Source organism: Clostridium gallinarum (assembly GCF_014836325.1).
Taxonomy (GTDB): Bacteria; Bacillota; Clostridia; order Clostridiales; family Clostridiaceae; genus Clostridium; species Clostridium gallinarum.
The window spans coordinates 26,872-46,890 of sequence record NZ_JACSQZ010000013.1; the positions used below are offsets into that span (position 1 = coordinate 26,872).

The following is a 20,019-nucleotide window of genomic DNA, read 5'->3' on the forward strand; positions in this document are numbered from 1 at the left end:
CCTCTTGTTTTTTATTATTTAGGAAATTATATATGTACATGCTGTAGATAATTTTATTATAGCATCAATACATATCATTAAAATATTTTCGACATTTCTTTTAAATTATCGACACAATATCTTTTGGAAGTTATTTTTTATAATTTTCCCAGTATAAAATAGTGAAATTCCATAAATGAGCACTTATTTTATTAGCTATAGATGACGAATATGAACTTGCAAAATCAATTATAAATGTCTATATTAAATATCTAAAGATGGTATTATAGTGTTAAAAGAATTTATACTATAAACAAATAAGACAGTAATTAGTTTTGTTTTTACACAAAATTAACTACTGTCTCTTCTTTAAAGAAATTACTATTTTCTAACTTACTAAAGTATTTTTATTATTTTCATATTTTTCCTTTAATTTATTGAAATTATCTTTATACATTCCAGCTACAAATTCGCTTTCTACTAGAATTATATGTTCTTCGTTATACTTGGCATTATCACTCCAATTGTATGAGCCATCAATAACTTTATAATTATCTATAATGCAATATTTATTATGCATGAGATTTGAATAGTTGGAATTATTTCTCTTTACTTCAACCACATTAAAATAATCGGCTAATTCCCCTAACTTTTCCATACTTTTTATATAATATGGCTTATTCTCTTTTGATTTATCCTTAGTAACTATAACATTTATCTTTATTCTATTTGTTTTTAACTCTTCAAGTTTGCTTATTAAATCTGATGAAGTTACCCACGCTACACATATATCTACTTCTTTTTGAGCTAAAGATAGTTGTTTTATTATTTTCTCTTCTATTTCTTCGTGAAATAATTTAAAATTAAATCCTTTATTTAATAAATCTAACTCGGATTTTAATTTTTCAATTTCTTCCTTTAATTTATCTTTTTCTCTTTTCAGCTTAAAAATAATACTATCTTTATCATTCTTATTTTTAATATTAATATTTTCTATCTCATTTTTTAGTTTTAAATTTTCTTCATTTAGCTTTCTTATTTCATTCTCTAGTTCTGCTACAATTCTTTCATGCTTTGTATAATTTGAAAATAATAATCTTAACCTTGAAAATAAACTCATCTGTCTTCCTTAATATAGTATTTAACACTTTATTATATTAAAACATTTCAAATTAGTTCCTATAAATGCAAAAAAGTTTGAATCACTATAACTATATTGACTCAAACTTTTCCACTATTATTCTTCTATATTCCCTTTATAAAGATGTTTTTCTAAAATGTTGATTTTAAAGTTCTTTTCGTGAGACTTTATTATCTTTTCTTCTCTTTCATCAACTAAAGAAAATACATCTCCAGTTTCTCCTGCTCTTCCAACTCTTCCTGATCTATGTAAGTAATCATTAGGATCTTCTGGTATATCTAAATTAATAACATGAGTTATTCCTTTTATATCTAATCCTCTAGCTGCTACATCTGAAGCAATTAGAACATTAATATTACCTTTTCTAAAGTCTTCTAAAGCTTTTTTTCTTTCTTCCATTTTATTATTACCACCAATGGCTGCTACCTTTATCTTACTAGCTGTTAAGTTTTCAATAGCTGTATTTGTAGTATAAACATCATTATTAAATACTAATACTTTCTCTGCCTTTGATGCATGTATAAGCTTTCTTAATGTATCAATTTTCTTTCTTGAATCAGTTTTTATGTAGTTATGTATTATATTTTCATTAACCTTGTTATTTTTAACAGATACAACCTTTATATCGTCTTTTAAAGTCTTAGCTATATCTAAAGTTTTATTATTTAAAGTAGCTGAAAACATCATAACTTGCGTTTGTTTTTGAGTTGATTTTATTATGTTTTTTATAACAGGAAGGTTATTTTTATCTAAAAGCTTATCTACTTCATCAATTATAATAGTTTTTATAGTATGAGCTGATACTTTCTTTTTACCTATAAGTTCTAATATTCTTCCAGCTGATCCAACTATAATATGAGGTTTTGTTTTTAATGCATCTATTTGTCTTTTAATATTTGCACTTCCTATTAATGATGTAGAAGTAATATCTAAAGATGCTGCTTTCTTTACTTCATTAATTGTATTATTTATTTGAATGGCTAACTCATGAGTTGGTGCTAATATTATACATTGCATTTCTTTTTTAGTTGTATCAATCTTTTCTATTGCTGGTAAAAGGTAAGCTAAAGTTTTACCAGTACCTGTTTCAGATTGTCCAATTAAATTTTCTCCATTTATAGCTAAAGGAATAATTTCCTTTTGTATATCAGTAGGCTCTGTTATCCCCATAGAACTTAAGCCCTTAATAATTTCTTCCTTTATTTTAAGATCTTCAAATTTCATTTGTATATCTACCTCTTTCGCTTAACTAATCTTATTCAACTTTATCAGTAGTAACAAACTTTGTCAAAATATTTATCTTTTAAAAATGTTCTCCATTTTCATAATATCTACTTTCATTTAAAACGAAGAATATAACATCTAGGTTAGTATATCCTACTGAATTAACATATTTAGTGATTATTTTAGCTGCTTTATCTTGTATTTCTTGACCTCTATCAAACCATGAAACTTCAACTATAGGCTCACCTTTAACAATTTCACCATCTCTTACATATTCAGCTTTATCAACTGCTAGACTAAAATAATCTCTTGGACATTGAATTAGTTCTTGTAATTCATCTATTAATTCTTTGCTTATTGTACAAACATCCTTAGTTTCTATAGCTTTAAATCTTAACATTGGCATTTTAAAACTCTCCCCTTATATTTAATTTCAACATTATTATATCATAATAAGAATTTTTATAAAATTATGATAATTATTATTTGTATATATTTATATAAAAAAACATATTTTAAAATGAAAAAATCTTCCTAAAATTCTAGGAAGATTTTATCTTTAATAATTTATGTATCCACTTACTTTTTCCTCTATTTCTTCTGAAGTAGTATTTAATAAAAATGCTAATTCAGAAAAAAGTATACTTTGAATTCCTAATAGCATTTTTTTATCTTTTTCATGAAACTTTTTACCATTACTCTCTAAAGACGCTTTTTCCTTCATTAATGTGTTTATTATCTTAGCTATTTCAGTACGATTTCCTCTTTTTATAATATCATTATAAGTTTCAGATCTTTCTCTATCTATATCTATCCAGTCTATTCCCTCATCTTTAAAAGATTCTAATATTACTTCTGCCTCTTCTTGAGTTAATAACTCTAAAATTGATACTTTATCATTATCTACTGGTATACTTATACTTAATTTTTTATCATTCATAGGATGTAAAATATAGTAATCTTTTTTTATATTTGAAAACTTCTTCTCACAGATATCATCTATTTTACAAATACCATGAGATGAATAAAGAACTAAATCACCCTTTTTAAACACTTTATTTTCTTCATTAATAATCATATTAATTCCTCCTTATTTAAACATTGTTATTTATAAAATAATTGGATAAGTATATTAATTAGTCTTAGAAATCGTTTACCTATGTATATGTAAAAATATCTATTATTTTATATAAAAATTTTCTTCATATTATTCTAGAATAAAAAAATTAGGGGATGTAAGCAAAACTTTCACTAATTAATGCTTATCCCCTAGCTAAAACATACACAATTAAATTATATAAACCTCTTCTTAATTATATTATAACCACTTACAATAAATTAATTCATTTTATTCTATTCTTTAATTTATTTACGCTACTTCTATATTTTTTATTAGGCAGTTTTTCTATCCTTAATAATAATAAATATACGTTGTAATATTATAAACAAACATAACAGGGCAGCTATAACTATCTTTGTCCACCAAGAGCTTAGTGTACCTTCAAAGGTTATTATTGTTTGTATTACTCCTTGTGTTAATACTCCAAGCAGTGTTCCAAATACATATCCAACTCCACCTGTTAGCATTATTCCACCTATTACAGCTGAAGCAATTGCATCCATTTCTAATCCAACTGTATGTTGACCATAACCTGATAACATATAAAAACTAAATACAACTCCAGCAAGAGCTGAACAAAATCCACTTAATGTATATACAAGAATTTTAGTTCTATCAACAGGTAGTCCCATTAATCTTGCTGATTGTTCATTTCCTCCTATGGCATATATAGTCCTTCCAAACTTTGTATATTGGAGAATATATATTGCAAGTATCAAAACCACTAAAGCAATAATTACACTCCAAGAAACAAAACCATTACCAATTTTAATTCTAGCTTGACTTATTTTAGCATAAGTTTCATTACTTATAGTTATTGTATCTATGCTTACAAGATAACATAACCCTCTAGCTAAAAACATCCCTGCTAATGTTGCAATAAATGGTTGTATTTTAAATTTTGTTACTAATACTCCCATAAGAGTTCCAAAAATACATCCTATAATAAGCATAAATAATATAACAATCCATGGATTCCAACCTTTATTTTCAAGAAGATCTGCTGACAACATACATATAAGTGCAATTACAGCTCCAACAGATATATCTATTCCTCCTGTAATAAGTACAAATGTAACTCCAATTGCTGTTATAAGTAAAAATGCATTGTCAATTAATAAATTTAAGAAGGTTTGTAATCTAAAGAAACCAGTATATTTAAAAGTTCCAAATGCACATAATCCTAAGAAAAGAATTATTGTTACAAAAATAGGTAAGTATTTAGTTTGTAATATTTTGTTTTTCAACACTAGTAAGCTTTGCATTGTTAGCCCCCCTCTTCTTATCAAACAAATTCCTAAATATAGCTCTAAATTCTTCAGATTGTAATAAACAAATAGTTATTACAACTAGTGCTTTTACAACTAATGTTACTTCTGGTGGAACTCCAAAAGAATATATAGTAGTTGTTAAACTTTGAATAATTAATGCTCCAACTATACTACAAGGAATAGAGAATTTACCTCCTGACATAGAGTTTCCTCCAATAGCAACAGCTAAAATTGCATCAAGTTCTATATAAAGTCCTAAGTTATTTGCATCTGCACATTTAATATTGGAGCTTAATAATATTGCTGCAATCCCTGCACATAAACCAGATATTGTATAAACCAAAACCTTAATCCAATCGACTTTAATTCCAACATATTTACTTGCTGTAGAGTTAGATCCTGATGCTTCCACAAAAAGACCAAATGCGGTTTTCTTAACAAGAAGAGTAATAATTAAAAGGCATGCTGCCACTATATAAATTGAAAATGGTAATCCAAATAAATACCCCCCACCAAAGAAAAAATAAGGCTTATAATAAATTGTGATAATTTGTGCCTTTGTTATAAGCTGAGCTATACCCCTTCCAGCAACCATTAATATCATAGTTGCAATAATTGGTTGTATTCCTATTTTTCCTATTAATATCCCATTCCAAAATCCAAGTAGAGAAGCCAATAAAAGTCCTATTAAAATTGCTAGTGGCATTGGAATTAAACTAACATATTCTTGAACTCCATCTACAAAGGTCATTTGTCCACCAATCAAACTTGCAACTAAAGCTGCTGTAATTGCAATTACAGATCCAACTGAAATATCTGTTCCAGCTGTTGCTATTACAAGAGTTAGTCCTATTGATAGAATCATCAAAGGAGCTCCTCTATTAATAATATCAATTAAACTTCCAAAAAGATGACCATCCTTCATTTCTATTTTGAAAAATCCTGGTGTAAAAAAGAAATTAAATAATAAAACTAAGAATAGTGCCACAAGAGGCCAAAATACTTGGTGTTTTTTTATATTTTTAAGTGCATTCATATTAATTACCTCCTGCTATAGTATTCATAATGGTGTTACTGTCTAAATCTTCACCTATAAGCTCTTTAATTTTAACTCTATCTCTTAAAACTATTAATCTACTACAAGTTCTAAGCATTTCATCTAGTTCTGATGAAATAAATATTACTGATATTCCTTGTTTTGCTAAATCTAAAACTAATTTTTGGATTTCTGCCTTTGTTCCAATATCTATTCCTCTTGTAGGCTCATCTAAAATTAAAAGCTTTGGTTTTGTTAATAACCATCTTGCTAAAATAACTTTTTGCTGATTTCCTCCGCTTAATTCCTTTATAAGTTTTTCTGATGATGGAGTTTTAATCTCTAAAAGCTTAATATAATCTTCTGCAATTTTTTCTTGTTCCTTAATTGGAATATATTTAAACCATCCTCTTTTTACTTGAAGTGCTAATATAATATTTTCTCTTATAGATAAATTAGGTATTATTCCAGCTTTTTTTCTATCCTCAGGACAGTATGCAATTTCATTTTTCATGGCTTGCAGTGGATTTTCTATTTTGCTCTTTTTATTATTTATAACTATGTTACCTGTATCAGCTTTTTCTATACCAAACAATAAATTAACAAGTTCTGTTCTTCCAGATCCTAATAGTCCTGCTAATCCAAGAACTTCACCTTTATAAATAACTGTATCAAAAGGATTCATTACATTTTTCTTACCTAAATTTATTGCTTCTAACAAAACCTCTCTTTCTTTATCACTATTTATATTTTCAATGGGTTTGATATTCGAATTTATCTCACCATAATCTTTTCCAATCATTTTTGCAACTAATTGAACCTTTGATAGTTCATGAGTTTTATATTCTCCAACTAATTTTCCATTTCTTAAAACTGTAATTTTATCTGTAACTTCATACACTTGATCTAAAAAGTGAGTTACAAATATTATTCCTATGCCTTGAGACTTTAAATTTCTCATTATTTCAAAAAGCTTTTCTACTTCTTTTTCGTCTAAACTAGCTGTAGGTTCATCCAATATTAATATTTTAGCCTTAATATCAACAGCTCTTGCTATTGCAACCATTTGTTGAATTGCAAGAGAATAACTATCTAAACTCTTTGTTACATCAATATCTATGTTTAATCTTTTCATAGCTATTGTAGCTTTCTTATTTATTTCCTTCCAATTAATCATACCAAACTTCATAGGTTCTCTTCCAATAAATATATTTTCTGCAACCGATATGTTACTACATAAGTTTACTTCTTGATATACTGTGCTAATTCCAAGTTCTTGAGCTTCATGAGTTGATTTAGGATTTATATTATTTCCTAATAAAACAATATCCCCGCTATCTAACTTTTCAACTCCTGTTAATACTTTAATTAATGTTGATTTTCCTGCTCCATTTTCTCCCATTAAAGCATGTATCTCTCCTAATCTTAACGTAAAATTTACTTTATCTAATGCTTTTACACCTGGAAATTCTATACTTATATTTTTCATTTTAAGTAATACATCTTTTTCTTTCATTGCTACATCTCCTTTTTCTAGATTTAACATAAGCTGTTGCAAATTCTAAACTTAGCTATGCAACAGCTCACATTAAATTAAAGAAAATTATTTAAAATTAATATTTTCTATTTGGAAGATCTTGTGCTGCTGTATCTTGTCTAAATACACCTTCTTCTGATGGTATATATTTAGTAACATCTTTACCAGCAACTATATCTTCACATACATCGAAGAATTGTGGTCCAAGTAGTGGATTACATTCAACTGTTACATTTAATTTACCAGCTATCATAGCTTCAAAAGCTCCTTTAACAGCATCAACTGAAACTATTTTTATATCTTCTGCTGGTTTCTTACCATACTCTTCAATAGCTTGAATAGCACCTATTGCCATATCATCATTATGTGAGAATAAAGCATCAATATTTTCTCCATCAGACTTTAAGAAAGCTTCCATAACTTCTTTTCCTTTAGCTCTTGTAAAATCACCTGTTTGAGATTTAATAATTTTTATATCTGGATATTTTTCATTTAATCTTTCTAGGAATCCTTCTTGTCTTCCAACAGCTGCTGAAGATCCAACAGTTCCTTGAAGTTCAACTATATTTCCTTTAGAATCTATTAATTTAGCGAGCTCATCAGCTGCTTTTCTTCCTTCTTCTACGAAATCAGAACCTAAGTAAGATGTATAAAGATCTTCTGAAACATCAGCTTTTCTATCAACTAATACTAATGGAATTCCAGCATCTTTAACTTCTTTAAATACAGTTTCCCATCCTGATTCAACAACTGGAGATACACCTATAACATCTACTCCTTGTGCTATAAATGAACGTATTGCTTTAATTTGGTTTTCTTGCTTTTGTTGAGCATCAGAAAATTTCAATTCAATTCCTCTTTGCTCAGCTTCTTCCTTAATAGAGTTAGTACATGCAGTTCTCCATTCACTTTCTGCTCCCAATTGAGCATAACCTACAACTAATTTTTTATCTCCGCCTGAATCTCCACCGGAATTTTCCCCTACAGCACTACCTCCTTGTTTTCCACTAGTACATCCAATAGAAAGAGCCATTGCTCCTGCTAAAACTAAAGATAATATTTTTTTAATTTTCATTTTTAATCCCCCTCACAAACCTTTCTTGATTACGATTACAATTATATTTTAATATCATATACAAAAAATGTATTTACAATAAAAGGATATATTTTGTAAAATTCTGCACTAGATTATATACTATAATTATTTCTACATATAAAAACTTAAAAATATCATTATTTTTTATAAAAAAAGATTGATTACTTAGGTAACCAATCTTTTCTAATTTAAATTTTTATTTATCTTCTTCTTGTTTTCTTTTTTTATTCTTTATTAAGAAGAACCCTCCTCCAATTAATACTAGTGCACTTAACAAAATTATTGAAGCATTTCTTCCGCCTGTAATTGGCAACTTGTTATTTTCATTATTATTACTATTATTGTTAGAATTATTATTTCCTGTGGTATTATTGTTCCCATTATTGTTATTGTTTGCATTATTTCCATTATTACTATTTCCGCTATTATTTACGTTATCATCGTTTCCACTGCTTCCATTACTATTTCCGTTATTATTATTGTTATTTCCGTTGCTGTTTCCATTATCATTGTTTCCATTATTACCATTATTATTGTTTCCGTTATTATCGTCATCATTATTGTTTCCGTTATTATCGTCATCTCCGGAATTATTAGAATTATCTTCCTTTAAGTTACTAATAGCTTCATTTAAAGCCTCTTCAACATTATGAACTTCTTCTTCTGTAGCTTCTTCATTATTTAATACTTCTTCAGCTAATAATAACACTTCTTTAAGAACTTCAACACTTTCTTTTGTATATTTTGAAGAATCTATAGCTTTCGCACTATTTATTAAATTAGTTAATGCTTCTTTATTTGGTCTTGGCTTTAAGTTTAAATATGCTTCTAATAATGCTGTATAAGCCTTATTAACATCTTCTTCTAATGCATTATCATCATTTATAACAATCTTTGCATTTTCTAATTCACTTTGAAGCTTAGTCCATCCTTCTAAGAAATACTTATCATCTTCTAAACTTTCTACTTTATCTACTAATTCAATTAAATCACCCTTATCTCCCTTAATGGATGAAAGTAATTTTAGCATTATTGCCTTTAGATTCTCTGTAGCTATATCAACTTGTTCTTGATTCGATGATTCATCAGCTAATACACTTTCTGCTTTTTCTAAATTTAGTCTAAATTCTTCAACAACACTTGGTATTACATTTTCTAAATCTTCAGCATTTATCTTTCTCGCTTCTGAAACTGCTATTTCTAAATTATACTTAGCAACATAACTACCATCTCCATAAGCCTTCATTATATTATCATATTCCTCTTGAGTAACTGAAATTACTGTTCCATGTCTTGGTCCATATGGTGAAGCTCCCTTTGGTAATGAGTACTCAGATCTATCTAACTTTACAAATTCTCCTCCATCTAAACTATCTGTTATCGCTGGGAAGTATTTTATTCCGCCATATTCATCTAATAATAAACACCATTCATCTCTATCATTAAACTTAAATATAGTTGGACCTTCAACATAATTAAAGCTACTAACATTTGAATCTACCTTAGTCCATGTTCCGAATATAGCATCACTCTTTTCTAAGAACACTTTCTTTGTTACTTCATTTTTAGTAAATCTATAATACATTCCATTATCTTCAATAATAGTTGTATCTATTATATCAGTTGCTGAATTATTATCTAGTTCTATTGAATAGTAAAGTTCTGGTTCAGTAAATGTATAGAAATCTCTAGTCTTTGCATAATAGATTCTATGATGATAATTTCCATTTGCATCAGGTCTATCATTATCCTTTGATGCCCAGAATACTACATACTCTCCAGTTGTTTTATCATAAACTGCCTCAGGTGCCCAAGTGCATCCAGCTGTATCAATTGCCACCTCTACCATTCTTTGATTAGACCAATTAACTAAATCTGTGGATTCCCATACCATAATGCTTTGGCTTCCACTACTTTGTGCTGCTCCCCAGCCATTTCCATTATAAATTTTTAAATCTGTAGCTATTAAATAAAATTTATCCCCTTCAGGTGATCTAATTATAAATGGATCTCTTACGCCCTTTTCTCCTAAATCAGAGGTTAAAATTGGCTGATTATTATTTACCTCTTGCCAGTTTAATCCATCCTTACTTGCTCCCAAATAAATTTGTTCACCATTTGCAAAATTTTCTCCTATAAAATAGGTAAATATATATCCTTTATAATCAAGATTATTTACTTTTGCCTTTACTTTAGCAGTAAATTCCTTCGTTACTATTTCATTATCTAAGGTAAATGTTGCAACCAGCTTTACTTCCTCATCATTATCTTGTCTCGTAACAACTCCTGCCTTAATATCTCCATTATCCTTTGAAGTAATTATACTTTCATCAGATGATGTCCATGTTATATTAGATCCATAGTAGCCCTTATTCAATAAAGTTAAATTTCCTCTAACATCATCAATATTATTAATTGTTAATAAATCTTTATCATAGTTTAACTTCTCTAATACAGTCATTTCTCTTAATACTTTGAAATCAAAGTTTTTTTCAATAGATTTATTAGCATATTTAAATTTAGCTTTTAATACTACTTCCCTATCTTCTATAGATGATAGTACCTTACCATCCTTTGATATAACACTTTCATCTGAACTTTCCCATTCTATACTTACAGCTCCTATTGAATTTGGAAGCTTTAAATCACTTATTACATTATATTTATCCTTATTTCCATTTAATATAGTTTCATATTCTACAGAATTTACTGAAAGATTTAATATCAAATCATCACTCTCATTATTTAATTCCATAACTTCTTCTGAGTTTAAAGCTTTGCTAAATATTTTAAAATCAGCTAATTCACCACTAAAATAAGGATCAGCAGAATAAAAAGATTTTCCTATATATCCATTTACACTTCCGCTTTTTAATATATCTGATAATTCATAACTAATATTTTTATTTTCCCCTACTAATTTCCCATTTAAATATAGAGATAATGTATTATTATCTGAATCGAAAGTAATAGTAACCATTGACCATTCATTAGCTTGTAATCTTGAAGTATATGATGCTTGCTTTTCAGTCTGCCAACCATTTAAATTACTTCCATATGCGAAACCTGCTTGAAGTTTAGATGAATTATTAGATGGTGTAACAAATAAATACTTACCACTATCACTTCCTAATGTATATAACCAAGATGCATTAACTCCACCCTTCCAATTTACGATAGCTGAAATTGTAATATCCTTTAATCCATTTACTGTACCTTCTGGTATCTCAACATATAAAGGTTCACTATCATTATTAAATGCTAAGCTACCATCTTTTATATCTTCATACTTTAAATTTTTGATATTACCATTTTTATTTCCTACTTTATCTATCAAACTTCCATTTTCAATAGTCATGTCATAATGAAGTATATTACTACTTTCTTCTGATACTCCTTCAACAGTAATAGTTGCCTCTATAGTTCTATTTTCTAAAGAAACAGCTTGTTCACTTGTCATCTTTAATATTGGAGTTCCATCAGCTGACCAATGGACATTTCTAACCCTTGCATGTCTACATGGATCATATAAAGGAGACTCATTTGCATATTCACATTTATCTTCATAACACTCCTCAGACCTTGCATGATAAACAAAAACATCATTTCCATTTTCATCTATGGTAAATGAATTATGCCCTGGTCCATATTCTCCTGGAACATCATTGGATGTCAAAACAGGATATGGATTTTTGCTCCAAGAGTCTGGATTCATTAAATCAGATTTTTCATCTGCAGATAAAACTCCCATACAGTACTCAACACCAGTTGCAGAAGCTGAGTAATAGACAAAAACTTTACCATTTCTCTTAATTACAGCTGCTCCTTCATTTACATTTTCATATATTCTCTCCCAAGCATATTCAGGAGTAGTTAATAACATAGGCTTAGAAGTTAACTTCCAAGGTTCATCTGGATTAATAGTTGCCATATATAAATCTGATGCTACCCCCTTTTGAGCCCAGATTACATAATGCTCACCATTATTTTCAAAGTAAGTCATATCTAATGAAAAGTCTTTAAAGGAAAAACTATCTTCTTCAGTTGTTTGGAATACTCCTTTTTCTATCCATGAATTTGGATCCATTGGATTATCTGCTGTACACTGAAGAACATGCGGTTTAATTCCCCAAACATTATTAGAACTTGTACTTCCTGTAAAATATACATACCAAACTCCATTTATTTCATGAATTTCTGGAGCCCATATATATCTAAATATTTTACTTGAATTCTTACTATCCCAAATTGTTATTTCTTCTGCTTCCCTAAGGCCTTCTATTGTTTCTGACCTTCTTAAAGTAATCTTACTATATCCATTTTTATCACCTGAACCATACATTGGATAAGATGCTGTGAAATAATAATATCCATCACTACCTTTTGTAATCCATGGATCTGCCTTTTCCTCAATAAATGGATTTTCATATTCTTTTCTAATAACAGAGCCACTTACTGTATAAACTCCTGGTTTACTAAAATTAATTTTATCTATATCTTCCTGACTCCAGTCAACAGAAAGTGATGCAGTAGAACCATCACTGTAATTTCCAGTTACTACTTTTGGTAAATTAAGTTCTTCTTTATTTGAAATATTGATATTAACCACTTCTATTCCTGTGTTAGATATCATACCTAGTTTATTAACTACCTTAAAATACTCATCCTTTGTAACTTGAATTATACTCCCATTTATAGCTTTGTCAGGTAAAGCTACATTATCACTTTTACCTAAGACTTCATATTCATTTTCAATAGGTTGACTTACATTTATAAAGTCTTTAGTTGTATTTTTATACTTATTATTACCATCCGTCCAATTTATAATATAATCCCCAGTAGAATTATCATAATAACATTGAGGCGATAATACTTTTGTATTACTTTTATTTAAAGCTATCTTCATCTCATTATAAAAATTAATTAAATCCTGAGATTCATAGATATAAACGTATGAATGGCTATCATTATTTGTTGCAATTATTCCATATGTGCCATTATTTTTTCTAAATATAAATGGAGATTTAAGTCCATTTTTATTATCATTTTTAGTAGAAGATGTATTTTTAGCAAATAAAATTCCACTATTAGAATTTAATGCTGTAAAATTACTTCCATCAATACTATAGCCTAAATGTAAGCTATTATCTAAAACACCATTATCTGATTTTATATAGCTCATTAGGTATCCATAATATTCTTCTATAACTGTTATCAAAAATTCCTTTGTAGCTTTTGAACCATTTAATTCAATTTCAGCTTTTAAAGTTATTTCTTTATTTCCTTCTCCTACTTTAGGTCTTATTACCTTTCCTTCACTAGTTATATAATCTTCATTTGAACTAGTCCAATTTACTTTAGAATCTTTACCAGCAGTATTGGGTAAGATAAAATCTTTATCTACATAGCTTGTGTTTAAATTAAAATTTCTTAACAACTCATTTAAATCATTTTGAATATTGCTTGATAAAACTGTTAATTTAAAAGTTTTATCAATGCTCTTTCCACCCAAGGTTAATGTTGCCTTTAAAGATACTTCTTTATCACTATCCTCTGGTCTATTAACAATACCTGTACTTGAAATATAATCTTCATTAGAAGAAGTCCAAGTTATTTTAGAGTAATTTATACTTCCCTTTTGTAGTAATGATATGTCTTCAATAATATTTGTATTTTCTATATTTAAAGCATTACTATCTTCTAATAATGCATTATTTATAGCCTCTTCACTTGCTACATTAAAATAATCTTCTTTTATTTCTTCATCTGAAAGTGCCTTATTATGCACCTTTACTTCCTTCACTTTGCCTTTATAGAAAATATCTGAATAGGATGATTTTCCTATATAAGCTACTAAATCCTTACCAAAATCACTTACATTTCTAGTTAAAACATCTCCTCCAATATATTTTCCATTGTAATATGCCTTTAATTCCCCATTATTACTATCAGTTTTTGGAGTTATTACAGTTGTAAATAAAGCCCAATTACTATCAGTTTTTTGTCCTGCTGAAATTCCTTTTTCTGTTGACCATGGCTCATTTGCATTCACAGAATTAGTAAATACAGATTTAAAAGAACCATTAGGTGCTGATGGATTCAAAAGCCAGTATTGACTTGGTAAACTTTCAGTAGTACCAAAAAACATAGCACTATAGTTTCCTGCACCAGTTTCATTTTTTAACCATACTGAAATAGTTAAAGTATCATTGCTATCAAAAAGTCCCTTTGGCATTTCAACATAAGCTGCATTGCTATTAGCTTTTCCCCCTGGCAATGTTAATACCCCATCACTAATTGTTGCACCACTTCCTTTTAATACCCCATTATTTCCATTCCCAGAAGAATCATTAATTACAGTTTCAGAAATAGACGATGTTTCATTAAACTCATAATATAAAAGTAAATCATTTAAACTTGATTCACTCGCTAGATTTAACGAGTGGACAACGTTTTCAAAGAACATTGAAAGCACAAATACTACCATTAACAAAGTTGATATATAGCGCCTTAACTTATTCATTCGCATTTACATTTCCCCCTTTCAAAAATATTAGATTAATATCAGATATATACTAACATATTTTCCCATACAAGTATTTATAAAAAACATAACTGATTTTCACTTTTCTGCACAAAATTAAAAATGAGATAAATATTATATTCCTTGTTCCGTCGCAAGCTCCAAGTCACCGTCATATAATATTTATCTCATTCTAATAAGGCCTATTTAACCATTCTATATCAAAATTTTTCTCTTCAAAAATCTTTTCATCTGTAATTATCATCCTAGTTGTATCCTTTCCGCTTAATATATCCTTTGAAATTTTCATTATCTCTGGTCCAATAAGTGGATTGCATTCTATTATACAGTTTATTTCTCCTTCTTTTATTGCCACTATCCCTTGTTTTATAGCATCTATTGATACTATCTTTATATCTTTACCTGGAGTAAGTCCATATTCTTTAATTGCCTTTATTGCTCCAAGAGCCATATCATCGTTATGGGAGTAAATTAAAACTTGTGAATCACTATACTTTTTATAACTTTCTTTAAGAAAATTCTCCATTACAGCTTTTCCACCTTCAAATGTGTAATTCCCACTATCTGATTTAACTATTTTTATATTACTATTAGAAGAATTTATAATCTCCTCAAATCCCTTTTTTCTTTCTGTAGTTGGTGTTGATCCTAAAATACCTTGTATTTCAAATACATTTACATCATTATCTAAATTTTCAATACACCATCTAGCTGCTCGTCTACCTTCTTCTCTAAAATCAGAACCTACGAATGTATTATATAAAGTTTTATCTTCTATATTAATAGTTCTATCTGCTAAAATAACAGGTATATTAGCCTCTTTTGCTCTTCTTAAAACCTCTTCAAAACCATCTTCTTTAACAGGTGAAAAGGAAATTATATCTACATTAAGATCTATAAATCTGTTTAATATATCTACTTGTTTTTCATAATTTAAATCTGCTTCAGCGTATATTAGATTAATTCCAAAATCATTTGCAGCATTCTTTATTGATTTTACATTTGCTTCTCTCCAGCCACCTTCTGATCCAACATTACAAAATCCTAAAGTTATTTCCTCATTTTCTTCATTTGACTCTTTTTGTAATGTGTACTCATTGAGATTATCTTTAGTAATTAAATTGCTTCTTAATATAACCTTTTTAGGAATTCCTTTTTCTTTGTTTAAAATATCTACTGCATATTGTATAGCTTCTTTCCCTCCAGTTGGACAAGTAAATGTTGAAACAAATATTCCTTTTTCAACTAAGCTTAATCCTCCCATTTCTCCTGTTAATCCATCTATTCCAATAAATTTTACATCTTTTTTGTAGTTTGAATTCTTATATGCATTATATGCTCCTAAAGCCATTGCATCATTATGTGCAAAAACCAAATCAATATTATCATACTTATTAAAAATTTCTTTCATACTATCTTCTGCTTCATCACGATTCCAATTTATACTTATATCATCTAGTAGATTTATATTATGCTCTTGATTAATTCTACTTCTAAATCCCTCACTTCTTTCAATAGTTGCATTTGAATTTAAATCTCCTTTTATTTCTATTATATTTCCACCATTTCTGCCCAAAAAGTCTATAGCACTGTCTCCTACTTGTTTTCCTAGAGTACTATTGTCAGGTCCTATATATAAGGTATAATCATATCCTTCTACTCCTCTATCTAAAACTATGACTGGTATTTCCTTATAAACTTCTGAAACTTTTTTTGTAACTCCATTAGAATTGGTTGGAGAAATAATTAATAAATCTATATCAAAATCCATTAGTTTATCAATATCCTTTATTTGTTTGCCTGAGCTCCCTACAGCATCTAAATATATAACTTGTATGTTATCATAATTACTGGCTTCTTTTTTTATTTCTTCATTAATTTTTATTTGCCAAGGTTCCATTAATTGAGATTGAGAAACACCTATTACAAATGTTTTTTCTTCTATCTTATTATCCATACTTTCTTTACTATAAAAAACTGAAGCAAAAGAAAATAGAAAGAAAACTAATAGTAATATAATTGCTATAAAGTAAATAGAATCTTCATATTTACTCTTCATTGTTCATACCAACCCTATAATCATTTGGTGCCATTCCTACATTCTTTTTGAATACATTACTAAAATAATGCTGGGTATTATATCCTACTAAACTTGCAATTTCATATATTTTTATAGATGGATCCTTCATAAGCTCTATAGCATTTTGAATTCTAACATGAGTTAAATAATCTATAAAGTTCATTCCTAATTCTTTTTTTAACAACCTTGTTAAGTAAGTTTGACTAATTCCAAGTTTATTTGATAATTTTTCAATAGATAGTTTTTCATCTCCATAATTCTTTTTTATATACTTTTCTACTTCTAAAACTATAGGTGTTTTCTTACTCTTTTCTAAGACATTATTTTTTAATTTACTGAAAACCTCCTTAATTTCCATAGGATTTTTATTTAATAATGAATTTTCTACTATAATATCAATTTTGAATAAGCTACTTATTTTTTCTTCTAAATCTGATAAAGCTTTTTTCCATATTATTATAGATTCTACATTACATAATATAACTACTCTTGTAGATGAATATCTAAATACATATAAATCAGTAAAACTACTCATGAATTCATTGGATAAATTTATAATTCCATATGAAATTAATTCTCTTTCATTTTTATTAACAATACCAACAAAATTCTTTTCTGATATTTTTATTAATATTAAGCCCATATTATCAGAATAATGTATTTTTAAATTCTCCATTCTTATTTTTAATTCATTTTTATCTAATTTTCCATTTAACCAAGCTTTAAAGAACTCTTCTTTTAAATAAGAAAGATTATTTTCAAGTACCATATCTTTAAAACTTTCTCTTTCATTTAATTTTATTCTAGAAATAACCTCTTCTTTAGCTTTAAGAATTAAATTTCTAAGATTATTTCTATCAATAGGTTTTAATATATAATCAAAAACTTTTAATCTTAAAGCTGCTTGAGCATAATTAAATTCATCATGTCCTGATATTATTATAACAACTGGATTATATAAAATATTATTTAACTCTTCTATTAGTTGAATTCCATTAATGAATGGCATACAAATATCTAATAATAATATATCTGGTTTTTTCTCTTTAGCTATAAATAAAGCTTCTTCTCCATCTTCAGCCTCTCCAATAAGTTTAAAACCTTCTTCTTCCCAATTTATTATATTTCTTATACCTCTTCTTATTCTTGGCTCATCATCAGCAATTAAAACTTTAATCAAAGATAACTTCCCCCTACCCCTTATAATTATTTTCAAATGGCAATCTTATTTCTACTTTTGTTCCCACTCCTATTATACTATAATATTTTAATCCATATTCTTGTCCATAAGTAAGCTTAATTCTGGTATTAACATTGGATATTCCATATCCTGATCCACTTTCTGAATCTATACAAAAACTATTACTTGTTTCTAACATAGAATTTATATTCTGAAGCTTTTCTTCTGAAATTCCAGCACCATTATCCTCCACAGTAATTACTATATCATCAAAAATTCTATTAAATTTAATAAGTATTTTTCCTTTTCCTCTCTTTTCCTTTATTCCATGATAAATAGCATTTTCTACTATTGGCTGTGTTATAAGCTTTAAAATTAAATCCTTTAAAATATCTTTATCAAATTCTAACTCATAATTTAATTTATCTTCATATCTATACTTTTGTATAATTAAGTAACTATTAATATGTTCAATTTCATCTTTAAGATTAATTAACTCCCTTCCCTTATTTAAGCCAATCCTAAACATTCTTGTTAATGCACCAACTAAATTTATAATATCCTTCGCATTATAATCTTCCGCCATCCATGCTATAGTATCTAAAGTATTATATAAAAAATGTGGCTTTATTTGAGCTTGTAAAGTTTCTATTTCTGCTTTTCTTTTACTTCTTTGTTCATTATATACCATATTAATAAGTTTCTTTATTTCACTTACCATATGATTAAAACTATGACCAAGTTCTCCAAATTCGTTTTTATATTTATATTCCTCAAATTTTAAATCAAGATCTCCTGATTCTACCCCCTTCATTAAAGTTTTTAATTCTTTAATAGGAGTTACAATACTATTTGTAAATAGAAGAGAAAAAAATACAGCTAAAAACAACGTAGCTACAGCAATAACCAAAGTAAACCTTTCCATCAAAGATATATCCTTAGATATATCTTCAAGAGAAAATACTCCTATGCTTTTCCATCCAGTTATATTACTTGTAGTGTACCTTATTTTAAATATTTCATTATTTATAGATTTTATAAAACTATCCTTATCATTATCAAAATTATTACTATTTATTCTATATACTATTGGATTAACAGGAGAATATACTATGTTATTATTATCATCTAAAATATAAAAGAATCCTTTTTCACCAATATAATTGTCTCTTATAATTTCATCAAATTTCTTCAAATTAATATCCGCCATTACAACACCAATTGCTTTATTATTATTTCTATCTACAACAGCCTTACTAATAGTTATTACATCTTCTGCACTATAGTTTTTGTATGATTTCAGATTTCTTCCAATAGGCTTGCTAAAGAAATGTATTTTTTCACTTTCATTAATTGATTCCATATACCATATTTCTTTTGTTAAAACATCTCTTGTTTTTTTATCTAATTCATTACTTATATATTTATCATAATTATTAGCAATCAATATACTAAATATCTCAGAATTTATATTGGTGTATATTTCCAAATTCCTTCTTATTCTATCTTCTAAAATTTCTGACTCATTACTCTCAATTTTTACTTCAGATTCATTTAAAAAACTTTTTATATCTTCTGAATTGGACATATACATGAGAATATTTTCTACTGATTTTATATAATTATCTATATTTACTTCTATTTGATTTATCATTTGGTCTGTATGCTGATTAACTTTATTTTCAACAATTTTTGTGTAAATTAAATTTGCAGATACACCTAAAGTTGTTATAGGTAAAAAAGTAACAACTAAAAAGAATATTAAAAGTCTATTTCTTATATTTCTTTTATACATAAATTCCCAATACCCC

At 27.5% G+C, this 20,019-nt stretch carries 12 protein-coding genes; all 12 read right to left on the bottom strand.

Annotated elements, in window-relative coordinates; genetic code table 11:
* Positions 1 to 367 precede the first annotated feature (367 nt).
* The gene (locus H9660_RS05480) at positions 368 to 1,099 is read right to left on the bottom strand and encodes a phospholipase D-like domain-containing protein (protein WP_191749352.1); all 732 of its coding nucleotides are present in this window, start codon (positions 1,097 to 1,099) and stop codon (positions 368 to 370) included.
* A gap of 117 nt (positions 1,100 to 1,216) precedes the next feature.
* Positions 1,217 to 2,344, bottom strand: a complete 1,128-nt coding sequence (locus tag H9660_RS05485) for a DEAD/DEAH box helicase (RefSeq protein ID WP_207729418.1) — start codon at positions 2,342 to 2,344, stop codon at positions 1,217 to 1,219.
* A 79-nt stretch (positions 2,345 to 2,423) separates the two neighbouring features.
* Positions 2,424 to 2,750 carry a DUF1904 family protein gene (locus tag H9660_RS05490; protein WP_191749354.1) on the bottom strand — a complete coding sequence of 109 codons (327 nt, stop codon included), beginning with the start codon at positions 2,748 to 2,750 and terminating at the stop codon, positions 2,424 to 2,426.
* A gap of 153 nt (positions 2,751 to 2,903) precedes the next feature.
* The gene (locus H9660_RS05495; RefSeq protein ID WP_207729419.1) at positions 2,904 to 3,422 is read right to left on the bottom strand and encodes a CarD family transcriptional regulator; all 519 of its coding nucleotides are present in this window, start codon (positions 3,420 to 3,422) and stop codon (positions 2,904 to 2,906) included.
* A gap of 314 nt (positions 3,423 to 3,736) precedes the next feature.
* Positions 3,737 to 4,729, bottom strand: a complete 993-nt coding sequence (gene yjfF, locus H9660_RS05500) for a galactofuranose ABC transporter, permease protein YjfF (RefSeq protein ID WP_191749356.1) — start codon at positions 4,727 to 4,729, stop codon at positions 3,737 to 3,739.
* The gene (locus H9660_RS05505) at positions 4,686 to 5,771 is read right to left on the bottom strand and encodes an ABC transporter permease (protein WP_191749358.1); all 1,086 of its coding nucleotides are present in this window, start codon (positions 5,769 to 5,771) and stop codon (positions 4,686 to 4,688) included. The genes yjfF and H9660_RS05505 overlap by 44 nt, the downstream gene beginning before the upstream one ends.
* A gap of 1 nt (position 5,772) precedes the next feature.
* Positions 5,773 to 7,287 carry a sugar ABC transporter ATP-binding protein gene (locus H9660_RS05510; protein WP_191749380.1) on the bottom strand — a complete coding sequence of 505 codons (1,515 nt, stop codon included), beginning with the start codon at positions 7,285 to 7,287 and terminating at the stop codon, positions 5,773 to 5,775.
* Between the two features lie 97 nt (positions 7,288 to 7,384).
* Complete coding sequence (locus H9660_RS05515) at positions 7,385 to 8,383, bottom strand: ABC transporter substrate-binding protein (RefSeq protein ID WP_191749359.1); 999 nt, start codon at positions 8,381 to 8,383, stop codon at positions 7,385 to 7,387.
* Positions 8,384 to 8,600: 217 nt separating this feature from the next.
* Entirely contained in the window at positions 8,601 to 14,933 is a 6,333-nt protein-coding gene (locus H9660_RS05520; protein WP_191749360.1) for an immunoglobulin-like domain-containing protein, read from the bottom strand.
* Between the two features lie 187 nt (positions 14,934 to 15,120).
* On the bottom strand, positions 15,121 to 17,007 hold the full coding sequence (locus H9660_RS05525) for a substrate-binding domain-containing protein (protein WP_191749361.1): 1,887 nt from the start codon (positions 17,005 to 17,007) through the stop codon (positions 15,121 to 15,123).
* Positions 16,997 to 18,208, bottom strand: coding sequence for a response regulator (locus H9660_RS05530; protein ID WP_191749362.1), 1,212 nt, complete (start codon positions 18,206 to 18,208; stop codon positions 16,997 to 16,999). Before H9660_RS05530 ends, H9660_RS05525 begins: the two co-directional genes overlap by 11 nt.
* Before the next feature lie 13 nt (positions 18,209 to 18,221).
* Positions 18,222 to 20,003: a sensor histidine kinase gene (locus tag H9660_RS05535; RefSeq protein ID WP_191749363.1), complete on the bottom strand. Its 1,782-nt coding sequence runs from the start codon at positions 20,001 to 20,003 to the stop codon at positions 18,222 to 18,224.
* Between the last annotated feature and the right edge of the window lie 16 nt (positions 20,004 to 20,019).